Here is a 15,850-nt window from a genome sequence, read left to right on the forward strand (position 1 = left end):
ATACCAACTTTTTAGAAGTTATAACGTAATCCAGCTTTGTAGGTCATGCCGTCAATATCTAAGTCTGAGCTATTTCCAGAAACACACAACCCATCTATACATGCCTCAGAGTCGCGATTGAAAAACCATTTATAACCAAGGTTCCCAAATATCTCAATATTGGGGTTAAGTTGGTGCCCCACTTCCAAGTATAACGGAACCGTCAAGTAATTAAGCTCAAGAGAAACGTGCATATCGTAATATGGGTCGTATGCTTTTTCATCTAGCCAAGCATACCCAATACCACCTCCCACCGATGCATAATTTTTATCATTCTCAAGAAATTTATAATTTAAACCTAGGGCTACTTCACTAAAATCCATTTCTGAAGCATCTTGGAATGCGTACTCCATATACAATGATGTTTTAGGCGCAACATATGTTCCAGCATTCAAAAAGAATCCATTAAAACGCTCATCCCCACCAAATTCATTTGAGCCGATTTTTGATCCAGCATAACCTGCCGAAACATAACCATTCGATGGTGGAAAACTATTATTTGCAGTAGCTCTATTTTGTGTGTTATCAGCAGCAACACCTAATGGTAGCGGCTCGCCAGAATGAAGAACAACTGGCTTATCTGCCAAAGCCAAAGATGAAATTAAAGATAAAGTACCGATTGCTAATAATTTTTTCATATTACCCCCTAAATAAAGGTGATAAATTACTCAATTATCTGAATAAAGTATATACAACTAAAAGAAAACCTCCCAAAGGATGCTCTTGTTTGGTTAATCAATCATTAAATGTTAAGGTTGACTGAGCTTTCGCCACCAAGCCTTCAATGATCTGCCCTTACAGCCTCAATCCGAGGTTGTGTAATTTCTAAAACCTAACTACTTAATAAAAACATGAAATTTTCTTTTAATATCGATATCGCCCTACTTATTACAATATTTACTACTTTTTTATTCTGGTGTGGTTATTGGTATAGCTATGGATATGCTGAGTTTTTTGGTGTTTCTATTAGTTTTTTTGATCTAACTGTTTCTACTACAATAATTGATGGTTTATTAGTTGGTGCTGATAAATTACTAACTTTCCTCGTTATTATTTTCGGATTCCTATTTATCACAACATATTCGAGAAAGGACTTTGAATTTTTGTTGGGACTTTTAGGTTCGGTATTTGCTTTTATTTTTATGACATTACGTTATAAATTTTTCAAAGAAAAAATATTCAGATTCAAACTAGCACCACAACAGTCTCAATTACCCCTATTCCCAGAATTTCGTAAAAAGCAAAAAAAGAAAAATGCTTTTACTAAAAGCAAATCCGTGGCATTTGGGAAAATGTACCTTCAAAAAAACAAAATGACAATCAAGCAAATCACACATGACATTTATGGTGAGAATCAACCAGATCACTCAGATAAAACTTTTTTTAATATTCTGGCATTTTATTTTCTCATACTAATTTTCACTGGTTTGCTTTACTTCATATTTTATGTTGGGTGGACACTACAAGAAGATGGTAAGCAAACCGCTCAAAAATATCACGATGCAAGTTTCCAGTTTAATGATGAAGAAAACAAAAAAATTGTAGTTTTTCCTTCATTCATCGAAAAAGGACAAAATAAGCCCTCAACCTACAAACTAACAAATGTTTGCAATAAAACCTCATGCTTTGTAGTTGATGCAGAGAGGAATGTAAAACTCGTAGAAATTAAAGACATAGTTATTCAAAATGGCCCAATAAAAAAAGCACCCTAGGGTGCTTTTTCTAAAATATACTTTTACTTATTCAACTGCGACTCGACAAATGCATCAGTAACAACACGTGCTTTTGAGCCAAAATCCTGTGTTGCACCGCTGAATGGTACTCCATTACCACCTGCAAGCATCAAAATACATACCGCTAAATACAAACCACCAACCACACCAACAACTGTAACGCTTTTTTCTGACATAGCATTTCCTTGAAAGGTCTTTAACTAATGATTATTTTTACTCGCATTGTGAATAAAGTCCAGATTTTATTTTGTAAATTTATGTACACAAGTGCATGATATATAACATTTTTTGGTCAATGTTTTATAATAAAATAGAAACTAACTCACGCTGATTTCTCCCTCACCACATCCAAAAACAAATTATCCAAAGCAAAGACACACTCAACAAAGATATGCAGCTCACACGGTGACTCATATAACTCAAGATACGCATTGATATGACTACCATCTAGCGGCATAGTCACAGGATGATATGAGCGTCCCCGTGCAATCACATTGAATGCACTCAAAATAGCGTGAGCTATATAACTAAAATCAGGCGCATCATCTAGCTTGCGCCCTTGCTTTTCGCGGATCTTCTTTTGAAAGTCGGTTAGTCCACCGTCTCCCGCGTGCCATTGGTAGAGCTTTGTGACTTTCCCAAAGTATCAGCTTTAACCGCATCTGCTTCTAATTGGATTTGCTCTGCATGAAATTTCACAAAAGCCCATATTGCTACCCCCACATCACCCATGTTTAATAATTTGGTGGCATTTTCAGGTGTGCAAGGCTGCTCAGTTTCTTTGCCATTTTCACGGAAAGATACACCATCCCAGTCTTCAATAAGGTGGCAAGCAGCAGCTTCAAGTAATAATTCGTGATAAAGCTTATCTTCACCACTGGCCGTAGATACTACATAACCTTTAGATGCGACCTGATTCTGTGCTCGCTCTAATGCAACACGATAGGGTTTATAAGATTCACCACGAATCTTGAAGCGAGCCAATACGTTACCTTCAGCATCTTTGTATTCTTTCCAAAGAGATGTTTCTTTGCTTTTTTCAATTTCTACAACTAAGGTCATTTTCTTTTTCCAAAATAGAAGCCCCTTACGGGGCCATTGTTATGCTGTTGTACGTGTAATCGTTGGCGCTTCTTTCACATGACGAAATTCCATCGCCATAGTGTGATCATCATTTTTATTGGTATCTGAAAGCCCTTCATTATCAAGCTCCAGCTTCGTAAAATTGAAGCCGTAAGCATTACCTTTTGAATCTTCCATGCCAATTTCAGCTGTCATAGTTTCACGTGATTCAACGTAAGGAATCCAAGCTTTCGATGTGGTTGTAAGTGCCAAAGTCACGTTTAGAGTAATGGTGACATTGCCCTCTGTGTAGCGGTTTGGAATCAAACTACCGTGACCCAAACATGGCTTAGCAGTCAGATTGTTATTGATGGTGATAGTGAAGGACTCGGCACATGCTGTTCCCACAGTAGACACACCACTAATTTTGAACTCATTAACGTTGATTGATGACATAAATGGAGTATCTGTGGCTGCAACAGGATTTACTACTGGTGTTGCTGTTGGATTGCTATAGCCGGTTGCACTAATTGAAGCTGTGCCTGTGATTTTCCCTTCTGTATCGCCTTGAATGGTTAGCTCACCAATTCGACAACCAGTGAAAACTTGGATAAAGCCGACTTTTTTGTCATGCTTAACAATTGTGTATGTTGGTAGTGTGTCACCACCAATTTCCAAAGTTGAGACGCTTGGTGTGCCTGAATCAACAAACAAATTACCAGCAACACCTTCAAAAAACATATCTTGGCTTAAAGCTGATAATTCAAATTCGATACTACCAGTTGCTTCAGCTGAACTTGCCACAGAACCTTGCTCAAAACGCGAATCAACAATCTCATCTGATTGTGTCATTGATACCGTCTTTTTGAGTGAGTCTGAATTTCGACGCAACGTATGCCACACTGGCACCGCAGGCAAAGTATTAGGTGTTTCTTCTTTCGCAATGTGGATTACCACATCAGTGCCCTTTGACATAGTTGTCTCCTGAATTTAGGCATAAAAAAACCGCCCTAAAAGGACGGCTAAATAAGAATTTGGGTTTAGTTCACTACGTACGAAATATTCACGTTGTACTGGTAATAGAGTTCACCATGGGTACTTACATCAATAATAGAAGCCTCACGCAATTCCAAATCATCTTTTTTATGGAACTGCATATGCTCAGCCCACTTGTCGGCCATCTGTGATATTAAATCTGTGCCAGTATTTAACGGTGCAAACAATTGGATATAAACAATACCAGTAGTGCGTGTACTTGGTTTAGATCCGATCTCTGCAATAAAACTGCCCGCATTTTTAACTGTAACCTTGGCCCATATCTCATTTGCAGGCGGCTCAAAAGGTTTACCACCAACAAGCGGATTATTTGCTAATTGGATGTTTTGTTTAGGCATTCCAGTGAATGTACCTACATGTGCCAAAATAGCCCGCAAGGCTTGAGTATTTGTCATCATTTGTATTTCTCACAAACATACTGAAATGAGAGTGCATACACACCATTTGGCGCTTGTTGAGAGTGACCATTTTCTAAACGAATGCCATACGGACTATTACTTTGGATATAGACCAGGCCACCAAACTTAGCTGAAGCTACTACTTTAAGACCATGATTTAATGTTTCTGAGCCTGATTCGTCATAATTTTTTTGGTATGCATTATCCGGGGAATCAAGCGTAACCTTGTGTGATGCTCTAAATTCACCATCCATTACAGGGGAACGCACAATGACTTGCAGAAGTGTTTCACCCACGATATTTTTTACATGTTGGTCAGCATTCTTGAGCATGTGTGCAGCAAAATCACTCGGTTTGTTTTTCCATGCCATATTTCACCCATTAAAAAACCCACTTAGGTGGGTTGAAAATTCTTAACTTGTAAATCTTTACACAGTTTGTTTAATTCATTAATTCTATTCGTATTATTCTTAAGCTTATCAGTTGTGGTTCGCATAGGGCTCAAATAGTCGTATGGTTTATTTAAAAGGTGATAGCTTACATAGGCATTTTGAATATCATAAAATTCATTATTTACTTCATTTAACGAATCAATAATGCCATTTGCTTTTTTAATAAAATTATCTGTTCTAGAATCTTCATTTTTCAATAGCTGAACATGGTTCCTACACCTCATTAACTCTATTGTCGTTAATTCCATTGTCATATTAATTTCTAAGCCTTCATTTTCATTGAGTGTGTCCTGTTTACAAATACTCATTCGAACTTCGAAAAGTTTAAGATAAATATCATTTAATTTTTTGAAGATTGACTCGCTGTCAGTTTCCAGTTTTTTCTCAAGATGCTCTTGGCGCCAATCATTAAAAAGCACATATGCAATTACAGGACCAACAAAAGCAGCACAAAATGAGAAAGTATCCTTGATTAATTCATAAAATTTATTTGCATCAAACTTAGGGCCATCACTTTTTATAAATGCACCAAATAAAAAGAATAATATGGATACATAAACAACATTACGAATGGCGATATTTAACTTTTCTTTTAAAGATACTTTGAGCATAAATCCCCCTAAATTTCAGAGGGATGTTAATTTAAACTTTCAAAATCCGCTATACAAACTTTACAATTCAAACTAATTAAAATTCTGCACAACTTTGTAGGTAATACTTTGATTGTTAGCTTCAATTATTTCCAATATTGCGCCCTTGTATGCAATTTTATTTGAATCATTCAAATCATATTCAACCCTAGCTGTAAAAGCTGGTCTTGCGTAATCTGATGAAAACTCTCGATAATCTATATTTAATTTATTACCAAGTTTTCCATTGTAAATTAAGGTTTGTTGGAAAGAGTCTTTTTGAGGTACTTGAACCTTATCAATTCTAGCATTTTCAATAATTTTGCATTTGACTGCACCAAAGACAGGCTTGGCACATATTTTTTTAGTATGTGTATCAAATATTACCCTATATAGAGGATCTATATTCCCTTTTAAAGACACATATCCGCCATTAGGAAGAAATGAATTATTGCCCAAATATGTTTCAATTTCACCGTTTTTACCTAATTTCTCATAGTTCCCTGAAGTTAACACTATATGCTTAGTGATAAGAAAATCTTCAGGAATATACAGAACATCTTTTTCAACAATTGTTCCCTGAGCAAGCATTTGGGAACCAACTGAAACGGTATTAGTAGATCCAACTGCTGGGAAACTCAAAGGTGTAGATTTGTAATTCTTTTGAGTGTAATTATATGAGGGAGTAGCACATCCTACTAAGCCCAAAACAGCTAAAGCTAACAAAAGATTTTTATTCATTTTTTAACACCCCAAGAATTTGATTCTTAAGTTATCAAATCTTATAAAAGTTGCAATCTAAACTTTCCGCAACTGGCAAACCCAAATACTATCCGTTGGATCAGCTCCAATATTCACAATCTTGAACCGACCCTTTAATGTAGCCCAAACATCACCAATCTGCGGCAAGCCAGTGACTTCATTCTGCAGCACAGTAGCCTTACAGTCTGTCACCTGATAATCAATCGGCTTAACCATATCTTTTAAATAAGAACCAAACAGTACGCCACGACCAGAATAAGATTCATCACCAATGATCGGGTAAGTCTGCGTCTCGAAATCCATTTCACCAGAGTAAATTATCTTTTCACAAGTGAATGAATCCACAGCATCAGCCAGCTTTTTATTAAATGCCGCAGCCACTTTAGATTGAATTTTGTTTTTGATCATGACTTTCGCTCTCTTCATACATAGCAAACAAGTCTTGAGCTATTCGCTGTATTGAATATGCTTCAAATTCAATGCTTGGCTCTTTTTCACCCATCAGGTGTTTTGTGCGCTGCCAAATATGCACAGCTTCATGCAACAGTAAACCATGAATTGTAATTAGTGATTTACCTTTGGTTTCCCCAAGTTGGACAATGCAATGTTTTCCGCCATCGTAGTAATCCACTTGCGCAGGACAGCCGAGAGATAAAAATTCATCCGAATCACCCATATCATCAAACAGAAGATCCATATGCATCTGATTGCGGGCTAATGTGTACCTCGAATGCTCAAAAGGCGTGATATACCATTCAGGTACATAGTCGGTGCTAATCATGCTCGAAACACCTCAAACCCAAACCCTTTAGGCTTTAAATCTAATGACGCAATGTAAGCCCGTGCAATTTGCTCGAACTCTGATACCTCAACACTACCCTCGACAAAACTTTCAGTGACCTGCACTGTGTCTGCTTTTACGCTTTCACTTGTAGTTTGACGAGCTATGCCCGCGTAAATCACACCTGCTTGAATGCCTTTGATGATTTCGCATGCAGCATCAATCAGGATTGGATCAATTGGATCAGGAATAGATCCGACTTCGTTTCGCATCCATGTGTTGGCTAATTTAATGAGGCGAGCTTTATCACCAGCTGGCGCAAAGTCTGCCCCTAGAATCTGCTCAGCCTGTTCTTGGGTAATAAAGCTCATGGGTTATTCCTTTGGTTGTTCTACTTTAGCCGCCTCTTCTGCGGCTTTAGCTGCTTTCAATTCCGCAGCAGTTGGCTTTTTAGCTGCTGCTTTTAGTGCTTTGATTTCTTCGTCAGCTGCTACTAAGGCTTTTTCAGCAATAAGCAACTTGCCTTTTAGCTCTGAGTTTTCAGCAGTTAGCTTTTTGACAGCTTCACGCTCTTTATCCAACTGCTCTTTCAGCTCATCATTTTCAGCAACAACCTTTTCACATTCAGCTTTCGCATCATCAATGGTTTGTTGTAATTCAGGTGTGATGCCAACTTTTGCTTCAATGGTGACAATATTGGAATTATTGCGCTTAATCAGATCTAGATAAGCCTTAGGAACATCACCAGCCACTTCTGAGCACGGTTCCAAAGTATCAGCTTCGTGATAAGCACTAGCTTTGCGGAGGATATAACCTTCACCTTGAAGTTTTGCCACATTTTCGGGAGAGAAGTCATCCGTGAAATATAGGCGTTTATTAGATTCTTGTTTCATGTTTTCTATTTCCAATCAGGCAAAGAAAAGCCCCTTTCGGGGCACTTCATTTATGCAGACTTAATTAGGACACCAGCTGTATCTTTCACGCTTGATGCAATTAGATCCCAGTTGGTTGGGGTGCCAATTGCTGCATCAGTTGGAGATTTGCCACCAGTAGCGGTATCCCATGCGTAACCTTTCACACCTGCACCGAATGTCCACTCAGCTTGGTAGGTGTACTTGATATTCTCACCACCAGTGCCAGGCACCAATTCAGCATTAAAGTCATTGTTGTCATTCACAACAACAGCGCCTTCAACAAGGCCTAGCGAGTTGTAGAATGCAGTACCTGCGTTATCACCTACCAATGCTGGGGCATCAGTCACCACAAACACACGACCAAACGGATCACGAACCACATTCACACCATCATAACGGAACAGGTTTTCTGAGTTGGCCAGAGCATTATCAAACAGGTTGTGCATTGTTGTGGAGTGAACAATCCAAGCACGAATTGCGCTTGAACGATCACCAAGTTTCGCAGCACCTTTGTTAAGCAAGCGGAATGATGCAGCATCAGTACCGTCACCATGCACGGCATTGGTATTTCCTGAAATTGCTGTAGATGCACCCAAAATTCCCGCATTCAGCATGTCAGCTAAACGCGCTTTGGCCAACTGCTCACCAATTGTTAAGGCTGCAAGTTCAGGGTTCTGAAGAATCCAAGAATACTGCTGTTTTTCATATTCAATAGGTGGTGTACCTGCAGCAACTTTTACAGCCACATCAAGTAACTGCTCTAAGCGTTTTGCGACAACTGTGCCTGTACCGTATGCATTACGACGGCGCACAATACCGGCAATTGCTTTAAACGATGCTTCGATGTTGAAATCACCACCGAAAGGCTCATTGATCAATTGGATTGCACCCTGTGATGCTTCGTTGAATTTATTAATGTCCTGTGCCACCGTTTCTGTCATTGCGGCATAGGTTTGCTTGTTAAATACCTGTAAATCAAAAGGCATATGCCTCTCCTTAAATTAATTTATGCTTTTTCGCCCACTTGCTTCATGTAAGCAATCTTTTCTTCTTTGGTTTTGCATTCAGCCAAAGATTTAGGGCCCGATTTGTTTCCATCACCCCCCTGAAAACCCGCACCACCAGCTTGAGAACCTTTTAAAATTGAATCCTTATGTTGGTATCCGCCAACCAAAGTTTCTAAAGCTTCATCAAAGTCTGCGATTTCACCCGGGCGAGTGCGTGAATAGATTTTTTGACCGTCTACACCAACTGCCACGACCTTGCCATTTTCGATCTGGAAGTTTTTACCAAACGTGGCTTGAATCATGTCTACCGGTACAGCGATGTTGTCTTGAATGAACTTAGAACGAGCAAAACCACCTCCAATAAGTTCGTTATGCAGTTGAGTTTGAAATGCATCACGCTCTTGAACAATTGGTGCATATTTATCTTCAACGGCTTTAATTGCTTCGAGTTTGATTTTTTCGACTTCACCAGCATCCACCAGTTTTTTATCGTCGAAGTTTTTCAAAGTTTCTAAAGCTTTTTTAGCAGCTGCTGGATCTTCAATGCCTTCGAATGCTTTAAGCGTGGATTCAGCCTTTTCATAGCGTTCACGGTTTGTTTTAGCTTCACCATTCAAACGCGAAATGGTTGCTACGGTTTGGGCTGCATCATGTGCTACTTCTTTGCCATCGTCATGAATATAGATTGGTAAGCCCTGTTCATTCACTTCCGCATATGTCTTGTTATCCACGGTTACTGTTTTAAGTTTCATAAGTCATCCGACCCTATTTCTAAAATGAGCATCCGCTCGTTACGCTGTCCGCATCAGCTTTCAGCAGGCATAAAAAAAGCACCTCGGGAGGTGCTCTATTTGAATTTAGTTTTTTGGGTACTTGCAAAAAAGCAATAACCTTCTAATTTCTAAAGTTTGTTTTCTGCAAGTTAAACCTCTGTTACTGCTTTTGAGATGTCCTTATGACCTAAAGAAAGCACTTTCGGGTCATGATTTGGATTATTTGCATTTGTTCTCTGGTTGGTTTAATTGCTCACGCAACCATTCAGACTCATCTTGCAGGCTTTCTTTGGTGTATCCCATTGCTCGGACACCTTCTGAAGCTCCCTCATACTCCTTAAATCTACTTAAGACAAAATCATAAAGTTCAATATTCTCTTTCCAACCTTTGCAATCTAGAGCTTTAAGTTTATTGGACCTAGCTAGATCCTCTTGCTCATTCTTTGCCTCCGTAGAAATCACTTGATTTCTGTCCGATTGTGTTTGAATGTATCGCTCCATTAACTTGTAATATTTAAGTTCAAAGTCTTTTTGAGTTGAAGCAAAAGAGGTGCTTGATACAATTACACAAAATAGAAATGCGAAAAGCTTCATTGTTGTTATCTGCCTAGTTAAAATAGTGATGACTATTATATTTAAACACCTAACAATTCAAAGGTTTTTTTATCTAAAACCTTCAACTCCTCCAACGTATAACCACGCTTATTCAACGGATCGGCAAACTTATCAATGCTGTACTCACCTTTTTTATAAAGTTCATACTTCGTCTTACCCAGCCAATTGCGCTGAAAGAACTCATCCGACTGTTCAAAAAACTCTTTAAATGATGTATTGGCATCCAGCTGGCCAATCAAATGCTTACGCTCATCTTTAGGAATATCCTTAACCTTACGCTCATCCATAACAAATGGCCGTAATCCAGCTATCTCACCATCCTTATTACACGGCACATATGTTGTGCGGTTATTAGGATGCACTGGAAATCTTGGCCGCGCTGGATCATCGATAGCAAACACATCACCATCAATTGATGCACAGTATTTGCACGTGCGCCCATCCAAAGTAGCCACAACTTTGACATACTCATAGCCAAGGGCTTTATAGGTATCAATGTAAGTCGCTGTACTGATATGGCTGCGAGCTGTTCTGACCTGGCGCTCAATTGATTCGCGTGACGACTTAAGCAAGCCATCTTTATAATCTAAAGCCTTTCGCCCCTTGATTCGTTGCACAATCTGCTGATTGGTCTGCCCTTGTGAAATACCATCACGAATTGCACTTTCAACTTTCTTTCGTAGTGTTGCTGCGATATCTGCAAATAGATAATCAACCAAAGCACCACCTGAAAAAGGTGCTTTCTTTGCGGCCTTATATATCTTTTCAGCATTAACAACTGCAGCAGTACCAGCAACTAACTTCGCAGAATATGAAGCCTCATAAACCGCCAACTGTAATGCTGATTTATCGAACTGCTCAAACAAGTCCACATCAATTGATTTGAACCACTCATTCAGAATGGTCTTAATCTCTTCAATGTTTTTACTTGATTTAGCCTTACTCGAAAAGTTTAGGCTTTTAAGTGCATTTCGCTCTGAGTCTGACAGCTCGTTTAAGATATCTACTAAGCGGTTTAACTGGCTATTGGAAAGATTATTAAACTGAGCTGTAAGTTCATTTACTGCTTGAGATGATGCGCGGTAGAGATACGCTGAATGTTGGCTCAGCGCATCAACCAAGGCTTTCTGCGCTGAAATGTTCATGTTTAATCCTTATCATCTAGTGAATCTATTCCACCATCTTCACGCTTTTCAATTTTCTTAACGATGTCTTCCCATTTATCTTCCGGGAAAGTACCGGTCTGCTCGTAGTGATACCAGACATACATTGGTAATTCACCTGCAAGACAAGCTTCGTAAATCAATTTTGAGCGTGTTGGGTCATATTTTGGTTTATTGAAGTCCTGAGCAATCGTAAAGCTCAGCTCATCCACTTTTAGATCATGTTCAGGCATCACAAATTTGGCACACCAGCGCAGTGCATTGGTAAAGGCTTCAGATACATTCGCCACAACGAGTGACAAAACTGAATGTTGAACTGAGCTGTCATTGTCTGCCTGAGTCGCTGTCTTGTTAGCGGATCCAACTTCAATTAATCGAGCGCCAAGCTCTTTCATTTGGTCCCATTTATCATTCATACGCTCATAAGCCAGTCCATTTTTTTCCGCTTGGACCATCTTTGCATCCGTAGGAATACCAGAGCGACTGCCGACAGAGGCACCTGACTCTTTCACCATTTCGTACTGTTCTCGAGTAATATTCGGAAAGCACAAAGTAGGCTGACCAACAATAAATGCTGATTCTTCTACATCAGCAGTACTGGTGTAATAAGACAACTCCATTGTTGCCAACTCATACAGTGGTGCTGTACCAATTTCATCTGAGTTGTCTACCGCGCCGCAGAATGTGAATGGAATATAATCCCAAGGCTGACCATGGTAATCAGTTGGAATGTACTTCTCTCCTTCTACCCATTCGCCTTTTTCATTTTTAGTGAAAATTTGAACTGTATAAACAAAGCCACTACCAACTTCTTCAAGCGCCAAAATTCGATACTGATCGCTGGATTCAACCTTAAATCCATTTCGGGTTTTTACCGTCTCAAGCAGCTTCACAAAACTTAGCTTTTTCTGGTTACCAACAATGATGTAATCCCAATCAATAATTGAACTAGCCTTAAGAATATGGATCATCGGAAAAGCACCTTTAGACTTTTCCTCTGCCTTACTGCGACTTGGCGCAACATTTGGAAAATCAACATAAACACCGCAGCGGTAGTTTCGGTTGATTAAACGTGTTGCACGTTGAGCACTCTGGTAAATTGAACGGCCTGCACCATCCGCATTACGCTCTAAGTATTCCAATTCATCAGGTTTATTGAAGACTGGTGATTTGCCATAAGCCAAGCCAATATGACTCGCCAAAGTACGGCTTGTCACACCGGGGAAAATTGAACGCATCAAATATTCGTTATAGCGATTTGAGCCATCTGGATCATTCTTTGAATTAAACAGAGATGGCTTAGGCAGGTACTTCTCTTTTGCTGCCTTAATAACTTCCTGACCACCACAAACATCATCCAACTTATTCCAAGTCGCAATGTGCTTATCATAGTCGGCATGTGTTGCTGTAATGCTCATATTAGAATCCAAACATTGGTATATCGATGCGTGTGACAGGTTTAATAATTGGGAACCGTTTAACTAAAGGGTAACCACCAGCATCACCCACATGATCTAGTCCTGACTTTTTATCAGGCATCCCAAAATCGTCATAAACTTGTTGCTCTAGAGTTTCGGTAAATCTAGGGCACTTATTGGTGTTTACCTTTAACGTACGCTCACCATCACCATTTAGGATCAAGGCATTAACTGAGTTGATACGATCCTTAATTGCAGGGTTGGTACCATTAACCTCAACCCTAAAGCCCTTGTCTCTTAAAATTTGATGATCCGATTCACTACTATTTTTAGATGATGTTGATTGCCCTGCAGCATCTGGAATCACTGTCATTTCATGAAATGGAAAACGCTCGATAAGCAATGTGGCCATAGTCGGTGTATCACGCACCCCAACCATTTCATCCAGTGCCAATGGCTTTCCATCTCGAATTACATAAACCACAGCTGCCATCTTCAGGACGTTAAAGTCCATCCCAATGATTAAATGCTCATTAGGTTGAATTTCCTCATCTGTGTGATTTAGTTTTCGATCAAAGTCAGGGTAAACCGCACCACTGGTTAGATTGACGAATTGTCCCTTCAAATAGGCTGAAATCAATGCAGGCGGATACGACTCGTAAAGAGATGAGATGTAGTCATCAGGTAGATTCTTTTCATTATCATAAGTTGACGCTTGAATCATTCCATACAATGCACGTTTGGCGGGTGTTGAATTGGCTTCTTTTACAAACTGCTCATAAGTGAACTTAAAGCCTTCTGGCGTGGTTGCAACATCAATGCCATTCATCAAACCTGCTTGTTTATAACGCATACGAGCAATGATTTTTCGCCAAGCCTGCTGCGCCTTATCCTTATTCATCACATCAAGCTCATCAATCAGAGCGTGACCAATTTTAAAACCTACAATCGTTTGTGGCTTTTCCATTGAGCGGCAAATAATTGTGGTTCTATATTGCCGACCATAATAAATATCAACTTCCTTATTTGTTTCGTAGATCTTGGTTTTCAAACCCCAATCAAACGCCACTTCATCGATGGTTGGAAAGAAAATGTCTCGGATCTGTGGATACGTTGGTGCAAAGTAACCTAATGGCACCTTAGGAAATTCCCAAGATTTGTCACAAAGACTTGAACAACCTACCCAAGTTTTACCACTACCAAAACCAGCAACAAAGGCCCTGAATTTATTCTTCAGCTGAAGGAAGTTTGCCTGCGGAACATTCAGTGTCGGATTGATGTTCGGCATTTGATTTACTCGCATTTACAACTTGAATTGTGACTTTTACAGGAGTCGGATCATCTGCCCCCTCACCATCGCCGTTTTTGATTTTGTCAATTTCAAGCTGCTTTAATTGAATATCTAAAAGTTGAGCATCATGACCGTGCATTTCATCTTTGATCTGCTTAATGATGCCTTGCTTCATGTATCTATTTTCACCCCAACCGTAATACATCTTCTGTAGCTCGGTAAGGCGTACAGCTTTATTGGCTAAAGGAATGTCATAAACATTAGACCTAAATTCAGTCCTTGTTTTTTGAAAAAGGTCTTTAAGCTTTTTACTTAAATTCCGTCCAGAGTGTTTTGTCGGGTCGTATAAAGCCACCTGCTGGCGACTAATTTCAATTTTAAATTCTTGCTTTACAGTGTCCGCTACTTGTTGAGGGGTTTCAAAGCAAGCAAGAGACTGAACTATAAAGATTTTTACAGGCTCTTTTAGTGCTGCCACAGCCACCTCTCCGTAAAGCTACGTAAAGCAAAGCAGGCAAAAAAATTAAGCCAACTTCAATAAACACGTACCACATGCATGGGCAATGTTTGCTTTTGATATTGTTGGACCATTGTTCACAAGCTCTGCCAATCGCTGCACATCAACATTCCCGCCATAACGCTGTACCACACCAAAGAACTCTTCAACATCATGTCCACGCATTTGCAATATCGCATGCCCTGTATGACTGTCATAACATGGTCCACCATTCGGACTTATCTTTTGTTTTAAGTGGTAAAGCTCATGTTCAACCAATGCCATGAATGAAGCATCCGAGCAGTCTGAGCAGTAACGCGCATCCAGTGTGATTAGTGCTTTCGGGAGAAACCCAAACCATTTAATCAATTGCGCTTCTTGTCTATATTTCTTCCAGCCACTTGCTTGAAACTGAACAATCTCGGCTTGACCTAAAACCACACGACCTTGTTTTTCAAATGCGCTTTCAGCCCATAAAAAACCAATACCTGTGTGACCAATCAAATGCATGTGGTCTTTGTTGTATAAATCACTATTTGGATTAAGGATGGTTTCTTGAAGCCAATCATGGATATCTGCAGCTGGTTCAAATAAAAATTCTTCAGACCAGTCTTTATTAATCAAGCTATCAGGTGGATATGGTCTCCTCACCGCTTCATCTCCCAAGCAAACATCAAATCATCAGGCGTATTCAACCAACACCCATGTTTATTACAAAACGCATGTATGTCATTCAGGTACTCAGTGAATTGATCCACCGTTGCATCTGTGGTGCTGATTAATTCATTCAATCCATCTGCCACTTGCTGGTATTGCGGGTGCTTTTGATCTTTCAAAACCTTGACTGCTGCAAACGTCTTTCGATATTGACCCACATCATCACGATGATAAATACGTGCTAAGAATTGCTTCTTGAAAAACAAATGCTCTGCATCTTTATCTGTGCCCTGACGCTTGGACCACTGGTTCATCCACATCCAATAAAGGCGGTTCTGTGCTTTACTGCGGTCATCTTCTTTTTGATTGATCCGAACAACTAAAGGCTTGCCATCACTTAACGCATTCGCATGATGTCTATGCATGTAGGCAATTGCTTTACCTACTTCTTCAAATGACTTAATGACGAACGTTGCGGGTTCGAGTTTAAAAGTATTCTTCATCCCTTTTACCCATCATCAACTCAGTCTTAACCAGCCATTGCTCAAACAGCTTTTCACTTTCTTCACGATTGCCCAACTTGTACTGATCAAATTGACTATGG

At 39.5% G+C, this 15,850-nt stretch carries 22 protein-coding genes; 1 reads left to right on the forward strand and 21 read right to left on the reverse strand.

Annotation, left to right across the window (positions count from 1 at the left end):
- Positions 1 to 11: 11 nt before the first annotated feature.
- Positions 12 to 677, reverse strand: a complete 666-nt coding sequence (locus FTU29_RS15705; protein ID WP_180122789.1) for a hypothetical protein — start codon at positions 675 to 677, stop codon at positions 12 to 14.
- A gap of 213 nt (positions 678 to 890) precedes the next feature.
- Between FTU29_RS15705 and FTU29_RS15710 the strand changes: the two genes are divergently transcribed.
- Positions 891 to 1,751: a hypothetical protein gene (locus FTU29_RS15710; RefSeq protein ID WP_180122791.1), complete on the forward strand. Its 861-nt coding sequence runs from the start codon at positions 891 to 893 to the stop codon at positions 1,749 to 1,751.
- 23 nt (positions 1,752 to 1,774) lie between these two features.
- On the opposite strand, the gene FTU29_RS15715 is transcribed toward FTU29_RS15710, so the two are convergent.
- The 20 genes from FTU29_RS15715 to FTU29_RS15810 all read right to left on the reverse strand — a co-directional run bounded on the left by FTU29_RS15715 (position 1,775) and on the right by FTU29_RS15810 (position 15,749).
- Positions 1,775 to 1,948 (reverse strand): hypothetical protein, encoded by a 174-nt coding sequence (locus tag FTU29_RS15715; protein WP_180122793.1) that lies wholly within the window; start codon positions 1,946 to 1,948, stop codon positions 1,775 to 1,777.
- Between the two features lie 415 nt (positions 1,949 to 2,363).
- A complete protein-coding gene (locus tag FTU29_RS15720) occupies positions 2,364 to 2,834 on the reverse strand; it encodes a hypothetical protein (protein WP_180122795.1) in 471 nt (156 codons plus the stop codon).
- 39 nt (positions 2,835 to 2,873) lie between these two features.
- Positions 2,874 to 3,809: a phage tail tube protein gene (locus FTU29_RS15725; protein ID WP_180122804.1), complete on the reverse strand. Its 936-nt coding sequence runs from the start codon at positions 3,807 to 3,809 to the stop codon at positions 2,874 to 2,876.
- A 65-nt stretch (positions 3,810 to 3,874) separates the two neighbouring features.
- The gene (locus tag FTU29_RS15730) at positions 3,875 to 4,288 is read right to left on the reverse strand and encodes a phage tail terminator-like protein (RefSeq protein ID WP_180122806.1); all 414 of its coding nucleotides are present in this window, start codon (positions 4,286 to 4,288) and stop codon (positions 3,875 to 3,877) included.
- A complete protein-coding gene (locus FTU29_RS15735) occupies positions 4,285 to 4,659 on the reverse strand; it encodes a hypothetical protein (RefSeq protein WP_180122807.1) in 375 nt (124 codons plus the stop codon). The genes FTU29_RS15730 and FTU29_RS15735 overlap by 4 nt, the downstream gene beginning before the upstream one ends.
- Before the next feature lie 23 nt (positions 4,660 to 4,682).
- On the reverse strand, positions 4,683 to 5,351 hold the full coding sequence (locus tag FTU29_RS15740; RefSeq protein WP_180122808.1) for a hypothetical protein: 669 nt from the start codon (positions 5,349 to 5,351) through the stop codon (positions 4,683 to 4,685).
- A 72-nt stretch (positions 5,352 to 5,423) separates the two neighbouring features.
- Positions 5,424 to 6,110 carry a hypothetical protein gene (locus tag FTU29_RS15745; RefSeq protein ID WP_180122809.1) on the reverse strand — a complete coding sequence of 229 codons (687 nt, stop codon included), beginning with the start codon at positions 6,108 to 6,110 and terminating at the stop codon, positions 5,424 to 5,426.
- A gap of 57 nt (positions 6,111 to 6,167) precedes the next feature.
- Positions 6,168 to 6,539: a glutamate 5-kinase gene (locus tag FTU29_RS15750; RefSeq protein WP_218954897.1), complete on the reverse strand. Its 372-nt coding sequence runs from the start codon at positions 6,537 to 6,539 to the stop codon at positions 6,168 to 6,170.
- Positions 6,514 to 6,912: a hypothetical protein gene (locus FTU29_RS15755; RefSeq protein WP_180122810.1), complete on the reverse strand. Its 399-nt coding sequence runs from the start codon at positions 6,910 to 6,912 to the stop codon at positions 6,514 to 6,516. Before FTU29_RS15755 ends, FTU29_RS15750 begins: the two co-directional genes overlap by 26 nt.
- Positions 6,909 to 7,283, reverse strand: a complete 375-nt coding sequence (locus FTU29_RS15760) for a hypothetical protein (RefSeq protein WP_180122811.1) — start codon at positions 7,281 to 7,283, stop codon at positions 6,909 to 6,911. The genes FTU29_RS15755 and FTU29_RS15760 overlap by 4 nt, the downstream gene beginning before the upstream one ends.
- 3 nt (positions 7,284 to 7,286) lie before the next feature.
- Entirely contained in the window at positions 7,287 to 7,805 is a 519-nt protein-coding gene (locus tag FTU29_RS15765) for a hypothetical protein (RefSeq protein ID WP_180122812.1), read from the reverse strand.
- Between the two features lie 50 nt (positions 7,806 to 7,855).
- A complete protein-coding gene (locus FTU29_RS15770) occupies positions 7,856 to 8,812 on the reverse strand; it encodes a major capsid protein (protein ID WP_180122814.1) in 957 nt (318 codons plus the stop codon).
- Positions 8,813 to 8,832: 20 nt separating this feature from the next.
- The gene (locus FTU29_RS15775) at positions 8,833 to 9,585 is read right to left on the reverse strand and encodes a DUF6651 domain-containing protein (protein WP_180122816.1); all 753 of its coding nucleotides are present in this window, start codon (positions 9,583 to 9,585) and stop codon (positions 8,833 to 8,835) included.
- A gap of 240 nt (positions 9,586 to 9,825) precedes the next feature.
- On the reverse strand, positions 9,826 to 10,200 hold the full coding sequence (locus FTU29_RS15780) for a hypothetical protein (RefSeq protein ID WP_180122818.1): 375 nt from the start codon (positions 10,198 to 10,200) through the stop codon (positions 9,826 to 9,828).
- A gap of 41 nt (positions 10,201 to 10,241) precedes the next feature.
- Complete coding sequence (locus tag FTU29_RS15785; protein WP_180122820.1) at positions 10,242 to 11,366, reverse strand: minor capsid protein; 1,125 nt, start codon at positions 11,364 to 11,366, stop codon at positions 10,242 to 10,244.
- 2 nt (positions 11,367 to 11,368) lie between these two features.
- Entirely contained in the window at positions 11,369 to 12,802 is a 1,434-nt protein-coding gene (locus FTU29_RS15790; RefSeq protein WP_180122822.1) for a DUF4055 domain-containing protein, read from the reverse strand.
- Position 12,803: 1 nt separating this feature from the next.
- On the reverse strand, positions 12,804 to 14,090 hold the full coding sequence (locus tag FTU29_RS15795; protein ID WP_180113345.1) for a terminase large subunit domain-containing protein: 1,287 nt from the start codon (positions 14,088 to 14,090) through the stop codon (positions 12,804 to 12,806).
- Positions 14,029 to 14,571: a DUF2280 domain-containing protein gene (locus FTU29_RS15800; protein ID WP_180122824.1), complete on the reverse strand. Its 543-nt coding sequence runs from the start codon at positions 14,569 to 14,571 to the stop codon at positions 14,029 to 14,031. The genes FTU29_RS15795 and FTU29_RS15800 overlap by 62 nt, the downstream gene beginning before the upstream one ends.
- Positions 14,572 to 14,616: 45 nt before the next feature.
- Positions 14,617 to 15,240 (reverse strand): putative metallopeptidase, encoded by a 624-nt coding sequence (locus FTU29_RS15805; protein ID WP_180122826.1) that lies wholly within the window; start codon positions 15,238 to 15,240, stop codon positions 14,617 to 14,619.
- Complete coding sequence (locus FTU29_RS15810; protein WP_180122827.1) at positions 15,237 to 15,749, reverse strand: hypothetical protein; 513 nt, start codon at positions 15,747 to 15,749, stop codon at positions 15,237 to 15,239. Before FTU29_RS15810 ends, FTU29_RS15805 begins: the two co-directional genes overlap by 4 nt.
- Positions 15,750 to 15,850 lie beyond the last annotated feature (101 nt).

Origin of the sequence: Acinetobacter sp. YH12086 (assembly GCF_013419345.1) — a bacterium.
Lineage (GTDB): Bacteria > Pseudomonadota > Gammaproteobacteria > Pseudomonadales > Moraxellaceae > Acinetobacter > Acinetobacter amyesii.

Coding starts and splice junctions, on each gene's coding strand:
- FTU29_RS15720 (WP_180122795.1), bottom strand. CDS start 2,834: ATGACCTTAGTTGTAGAAATTGAAAAAAGCAAAGAAACATCTCTTTGG.
- FTU29_RS15755 (WP_180122810.1), bottom strand. CDS start 6,912: ATGATTAGCACCGACTATGTACCTGAATGGTATATCACGCCTTTTGAG.
- FTU29_RS15810 (WP_180122827.1), bottom strand. CDS start 15,749: ATGAAGAATACTTTTAAACTCGAACCCGCAACGTTCGTCATTAAGTCA.
- FTU29_RS15780 (WP_180122818.1), bottom strand. CDS start 10,200: ATGAAGCTTTTCGCATTTCTATTTTGTGTAATTGTATCAAGCACCTCT.
- FTU29_RS15725 (WP_180122804.1), bottom strand. CDS start 3,809: ATGTCAAAGGGCACTGATGTGGTAATCCACATTGCGAAAGAAGAAACA.
- FTU29_RS15730 (WP_180122806.1), bottom strand. CDS start 4,288: ATGATGACAAATACTCAAGCCTTGCGGGCTATTTTGGCACATGTAGGT.
- FTU29_RS15775 (WP_180122816.1), bottom strand. CDS start 9,585: ATGAAACTTAAAACAGTAACCGTGGATAACAAGACATATGCGGAAGTG.
- FTU29_RS15750 (WP_218954897.1), bottom strand. CDS start 6,539: ATGATCAAAAACAAAATTCAATCTAAAGTGGCTGCGGCATTTAATAAA.
- FTU29_RS15760 (WP_180122811.1), bottom strand. CDS start 7,283: ATGAGCTTTATTACCCAAGAACAGGCTGAGCAGATTCTAGGGGCAGAC.
- FTU29_RS15765 (WP_180122812.1), bottom strand. CDS start 7,805: ATGAAACAAGAATCTAATAAACGCCTATATTTCACGGATGACTTCTCT.
- FTU29_RS15715 (WP_180122793.1), bottom strand. CDS start 1,948: ATGTCAGAAAAAAGCGTTACAGTTGTTGGTGTGGTTGGTGGTTTGTAT.
- FTU29_RS15745 (WP_180122809.1), bottom strand. CDS start 6,110: ATGAATAAAAATCTTTTGTTAGCTTTAGCTGTTTTGGGCTTAGTAGGA.
- FTU29_RS15770 (WP_180122814.1), bottom strand. CDS start 8,812: ATGCCTTTTGATTTACAGGTATTTAACAAGCAAACCTATGCCGCAATG.
- FTU29_RS15790 (WP_180122822.1), bottom strand. CDS start 12,802: ATGAGCATTACAGCAACACATGCCGACTATGATAAGCACATTGCGACT.
- FTU29_RS15705 (WP_180122789.1), bottom strand. CDS start 677: ATGAAAAAATTATTAGCAATCGGTACTTTATCTTTAATTTCATCTTTG.
- FTU29_RS15785 (WP_180122820.1), bottom strand. CDS start 11,366: ATGAACATTTCAGCGCAGAAAGCCTTGGTTGATGCGCTGAGCCAACAT.
- FTU29_RS15795 (WP_180113345.1), bottom strand. CDS start 14,090: ATGCCGAACATCAATCCGACACTGAATGTTCCGCAGGCAAACTTCCTT.
- FTU29_RS15740 (WP_180122808.1), bottom strand. CDS start 5,351: ATGCTCAAAGTATCTTTAAAAGAAAAGTTAAATATCGCCATTCGTAAT.
- FTU29_RS15735 (WP_180122807.1), bottom strand. CDS start 4,659: ATGGCATGGAAAAACAAACCGAGTGATTTTGCTGCACACATGCTCAAG.
- FTU29_RS15710 (WP_180122791.1), top strand. CDS start 891: ATGAAATTTTCTTTTAATATCGATATCGCCCTACTTATTACAATATTT.